The 5,683-nt window shown below is 52.9% G+C and carries 2 protein-coding genes and 1 pseudogene; all 3 read right to left on the bottom strand.

Annotation, left to right across the window (positions count from 1 at the left end; genetic code table 11):
• On the bottom strand, window positions 1-1,464 hold a 1,464-nt coding region (locus OXG10_07250; GenBank protein MCY3827152.1), incomplete at its 3' end, for an SAM-dependent methyltransferase.
• A 2-nt stretch (window positions 1,465-1,466) separates the two neighbouring features.
• Window positions 1,467-4,843, bottom strand: a pseudogene (locus OXG10_07245) (helicase-related protein).
• Between the two features lie 89 nt (window positions 4,844-4,932).
• Window positions 4,933-5,683: hypothetical protein (locus OXG10_07240; protein ID MCY3827151.1), on the bottom strand; the 751-nt coding region annotated here is incomplete at its 5' end.

Below are 5,683 nucleotides of genomic sequence, written 5' to 3'. Positions count from 1 at the left end.
TTTTTCGTTGTCTAGATAGTAAGTGTTGAGCGCTTTTATAGTTGCCATCTCCCCGGCGACTATCTTCGCTCGGATCTCATTATAGCGCTCTCGGCGGGCGATGTGTTCGCGCCAAGTTTCGGTCGGCAAGGCGTAGTCTCGAGGAGCTGTGTTGTTCCATTCTGTGCGTTTCGAGATATCGTCCAGACCGGCGGCGATTTCATCCGGAAGTTCGCGCGTTTCAACGAGATCCCGATTTTCGTTAATGTCATGAGTTATTCCGTGGCGTGCTGACTCGTAGAAATAGCGGTCCGGGTCGTAAGTCAGAAGGTGCCAGACACCGCCGTCAAGGTCAAAAGCTATGGGGCACTCTTTTTTGGCCTGATCAAACAGGAATGGGATTATGGCATTACGGCAGATGTATCCGGTGATATCTTCTTTGGTGTAGTAAGCGCCCATCTGCTTCTGGTTGATATACCTCTCGAAAATGTAGCCCAGCACGTCCGGGTTGATCTCCCTGTCGTCACGAAGCGGTCTGTCGTCAAGATGCCATTGATAAGCGTCGAAGAACTTGAATATTCCTTCAAACGCTTCGTCTGGAATGTCGATGTTTTTGTTGTCACGTTCCAGTTCATGCAAATCAAAAAGACCGCCGTTAAGGTAAGGAACCTTTCCTAGAAGCTCCGTCAGTTCGGGATCACGGGCGGTCGCCGGCTGGTTAAACCCCTCATGGAACAGGCGTAACAAGAAAAAGCGATAGAATGTCTGGAATCGGTTTTTGCCGCGGGATGTCCTCATGCGGTTCAGGCGGTTTCGCAGATAGTGAGGGTCATCGTCCAAGAACCTGCGCTTCTGGATGAAGTAGATAAACATCATGCGGTTAAGCATCAGCGAAGCGTACCATTCCCGGTCGTCCGAGGACTTGAAGCCGTCGATCAATCCCAAGAAGTTCTTGTGTTCTTCCCTGAAGCGGTCGTAGAATTTCTTGGTGACTCTCTCCGTGTCGAATGCCGCTCGCACCCGGCCGGAGACATCCACTATGGTGAGGTCTTCTTCCTCCTCAAGTGTGAAGGCTATATGTTCAAGCTTCTGGATCAGGGCCTCTCCAGACTGGTTTCGGCTGTAGATGTGAAGGCGGTTTTGATCCGGTCGTCCCGGCTCGCGTTTTACCCACTGCCAGTACTGTGCGTCTCTTTCGTGAGTGGCGTAGACGATTAAGTGTTCGCGCACGGTTCTGGCGACGAGTCTCTCGATTTTCCGGCGGGTGGAGTAATCCGGAAATTTCTCGTCCGATTCGGCGATGTACTGGTAGGCGACCATACCTCGCTTGTGGGCAACGGGGTAAAGGGTAAAAGAGAGGTCGTCTATTGAGACTTCCATGCCGCTGCCCCCGTGGTCCCAGCCAAGCTCATCTATGAAAAGGGCGCGGAGGTTGAAATTCTCAAGATGCATTCTGACCTTGTCTCTGTCGAGGGTAATTGGCATCTTTAACTCTCCTTGCGGTCAGCCAGCCCGAGAGAGCAGATGATCTGCGGTTCCCGGCTTTCGTCTTCTTCATGAACCACGCAAAGCCGCTCTTCCTCTCTCAGGGCGATGACCAGCTTGGCCAGATCTTCATCGGAGATGGCGCTTTGCAGTTGCCGGTTAAGCGTGGTTACCGCGGTTGGCAGCAGTGGGTAGCGGTAGATGTCCTGTATCGCCCTTCGCAGTGGCTGGGTGTCGAACAGCGTTCCCCTGACGGTTTCCGAGTAGCTCTTGAGGCGTTCGTAAACGCGGAACCGTACGCCGGAAGGGCGCCCGAGCTGGCCGCCTATCTGGCTTTCCTCGCTTGAGGTGTGTTCCGTTGCTTTCCGCACGAGTTCGTGGTGCTTGTCGCTGCGGGGAAGTGCCTGCGTGTCGCGCGGGCACCGGGCAGCCTGGAGGATTTCGAACTGGCTTTCGGTAACGCTTCTGCCATGGGGGTCAATCCAGGCGAGGGAGTCGTATCCCCTAGTGGTCCGCATGTACACCAGAACGCCTTCTGGCCGGTCGGCTTTTGGCTTGTAGTCCTTTGATGAGTAGACGACGGATGGCATATCCTCAACCTTTTTCCTGAGGGACGGGTCGGCCGTTATCGCGTTTTGCCAGATCTGGTAGGCATAGGAAGAGAGATCGACCTCGGTATCGTCGTCGCCGTCTAGGATTCCGGCCTGTTCACTGTAAAGGTCGAAAACTACACGGCGTCCCTCGTCCTCGAAAAAAGCCTCGTCGGTTCCCACGACTTCGGCGTTTTCGTCAAGACGGCTTCGCACGCGTTCCCGAAGCCGGATCAGGCGCTCGATTCCTTCGGCGGGGAGAAATGAATAGCACAATATTTCAGGGGCCCGCTGTCCGATGCGGTCGACGCGCCCGGCTCTCTGGATCAGGCGGATAATGGCCCACGGCAGGTCGTAGTTTACGACGATGGCGCAGTCCTGAAGGTTCTGCCCTTCGCTCAGTACGTCCGTGGACACCAGCACGCGCAGTTCGTCTTTGGATGGGATTTTCCCCTCTTTCTCGTTGCTTCTGGGGCTGAACCGCCAAGCAAGCTTTGTCGGATCTGCCGAATCCCCCGTGACGGCGGCTATCCCTGCTGCGCCTCGGGCGTTTAGCTGCTCCTCAAGGTAGCGCACCGTGTCGGCGAACTGGGTGAAGACCAGAATCTTTTGGTTGGGATGCTTTCTGGTTAGGAGCTTGTGAAGGGCGTCTAGCTTGGCGTCTGAGGAAGGGTTCCAGTTGCCGAATCGGCCCAACAGCCTGAGCAGGGCTGCAGAATCGGCCTTGAGATCTTTCTCCAAGGCTTCTGTAAAATAATGCGAACCCAGCCAGCGGAACCGCCCCTTGTACCGGTCAGCGTAAATCTTGTAAATCCCGGCGGCATGCCTTCGGAACTCCTCCTCCGTCCGCGGCGGCCCAATTGTGTTCAGTTCAGTGGTTCCGGTCTCTTCTCGGTCGTTGAAAAGACTGCCATCGGCACTTTCTGCGTCCCCGTCAAAAGAGAAGGAGTCAAGGAGTCCTGCGTCGGTAGTCCCAATCGGAAGCGGCTTTTCGTTTTCAATGGCGTGGATGTAGATAAAGTTGCGGAGCAGGTGGCGCTCTACCGAAAGCAGAAACGAGTGGCCACTGCTTTCAAGCCGCTTGAAGAGGTTGGTACGGCAGAACCCCATGAGGCGCTTTCCGGCGCGAGAGAGGTCATCTAGAATTCTCGACTCATCCGGCCCTGGATCGCTATAGGGGGGGGTATTATATTATTTAAAAAATTACCCAATCCGTAGCGCGGCAACTCCAGTCCGTTTATCGTGTCCACTGTGTTGTCGGCGAAAAGCCGGGAATACTGCTCGTCTATGTCAAAGCGTACTGTCTTCGGAACGCGCGTCGGAAAGTAGGAGCGGGCTCCGTCAGCGAACTTGAGGTACTTACGCCCGTCTTCAGGGTCGGTCATCGCGTAGTTGTCCCGCACGAAGCTTCGGGTTCTACGCACTAGGTAAAGACGCATGAGTTCCCGCCAGTCATCGGCGTATTCGGATTTGTCGAATGCCCCTAGGGAACGGATGGGTGCTTGGTGTCGGCGAAGGAACTCGGTCTCTCCTATTTCCTGCAGCAGCCTCTCGGGCCGGATGCCCAGGTCTTCGTCTTCCGGTACGAACAGGCGGAGCTGGCTTGAAAGATCCAAGTATGTTTTATTGTAAGGCGTTGCCGAGAGCAGGATGCACTTGCTGTCGTTTTTCCTTATGTATTCATGCAGAACCCTGTACGTTTTTCCTTCGCGATTCCTGAGGTTGTGGCTTTCGTCTATAATGAGGAGCCTATAGCGACGCATGTCGGGCAGTTCCCCGATCACGCGGCTGATTGAGAGAACGCGGGCGCGCATCCGGTATTCCTCCCGGTAATCTTCCCACATCGGAACTAGGTTCTTCGGGCAGATGATCAGAGTCTCCAGTCCGTAATCGTCCTCGAAAATGCGGGCAAGGGCGGTTGCCATGAGCGTCTTCCCAAGCCCCACGACATCGCCGATAATGACGCCGCCGCGACGGTTAAGATGATGCGCCGCGATCTTCACGGTCGCCGTCTGGAAATCAAGAAGCCTACCGCCGAAATCTCTAGGAATGCGAAATTCGCTCAGGCCGGTTCTCGCCTCCTGTGAGAGGTGGTAGGCGATTTTCACGTAGATGTGAAACGGCGGAATCAATTCTTCCCTCGCCCAGCTCTCGTTAATGACTTTGACGAGCTCATCCGAAATATCTACGCACCACCGGTCATTCCAGCGGTCTTCAAACCACTTGGCGAGCTTCTGGCAGGCATCGTGGTCCATAACATCGACGTTTAGCTCGCCTTGGTTGCAGAGACCCGACAGGGTAAGGTTGCTACTCCCGAGATAGCCAATCGCCGGATTTACAGGATCCGGACGAAACAGCAGGTAGAGCTTGGCGTGAAGAGGGTGCTTGAGGAACAGCTTGACGATCACCTTTTTCTCTCTTATCTGTCTTGCCAGTCTTCTGAGTCCCGCCTCGTCCTGGTTGCTCGGGGCGCCTATAGTAAGCTGTTCTCTGAATTCCTCCGCAAGTTTGGTTTTAAGCCGTGACGCAGTCTGGTTGTCCATTTGCCCTTCTTCTGCCGAGAGACTTTTTGCGATGCGCAGTTCTTCTTGAGGAAGGCGATGCATTCCGACCAAGAGACGGCAGCAGCTACCTTCTCCTCCTTTCCACTTTTCAACATACCTGTCAATTGTTCGCCAGCCGCGCAGGTTGAAGTACCCTACGCAGAAGTCCGCGCGGTCGGAAACTTCGATGGTTTTGGCCAATGCCGGGTGGAGGTTTTGCTTAATGTTGTCGAAGATACGTGGCATCAGACGGTCTTTTTTACAGATGGATCAAGTATGTGATTTTAACATACAACTCTATAAGAAGTTGTAACCCTCAGCACATGTCTGTGTTTTCATGAGAAAGGTACGCTGTTTTCCGGTTCCAGAATTTCTCTGCAAAGCTGTTTAAGATTATCTGACTGCTTTCCGTCGTCCCAAGCAAAGGCTAAACTTGCTCCTATGTGTAAGCTGTTTTTTCTGAGAGATCCAGCTTGTCCATATTTTTTGTCAGCTTTGTCTTGGAACGATTTCCATTCATTTTCTCCGATGTCGTTTTTAACTATGGAACCGATGTCGGAATTCCACATGGTAAAACCCAACCCCCAGACCGTTACACTCGGCAGAGGGTCTTGCTCGGGTTTGCCCAATAGGGCAAGAATCGCTTTGTTGTCTTTCTCGTGTTCGGTTTTGTATTTTTTCTTGTCGGAATCGGCATCAAAGACAACATAAGTGGGAATGTTCATGTGTTTCGCTACAATCAGAGGTAACAACAACTGACTCTTGCCATTTACGGGTACAATGTGACAGCCCAAGCGGCGGTAATCATCAAGTTCTCCCATCAGATTCAGGTAAGCAAGGATATAAGCTATATCCTCAGGCCCTTCAACCAGAATTAGGCGGTGTGTGAAGAACATTTCGTTAACAACTGGTTGTAGTATCTGATGAATTTTAGCAAGCGAGCCTTCCGGTCTTTTAGGCTGAACTTCCACCCTGAACAAGCCGATTTTGCGTCGTAACCCACTGTAGACAAATGGTTTTTGGGTATAACTCTGAATTTGTTTGTCCCCATGTATTGAAGAATATATTTTTCTTCTACTCTCTTGA

The organism is Candidatus Dadabacteria bacterium, assembly GCA_026706695.1.
GTDB lineage: Bacteria > Desulfobacterota_D > UBA1144 > Nemesobacterales > Nemesobacteraceae > Nemesobacter.
This window is presented reverse-complemented; position numbering and strand designations above follow the sequence as displayed.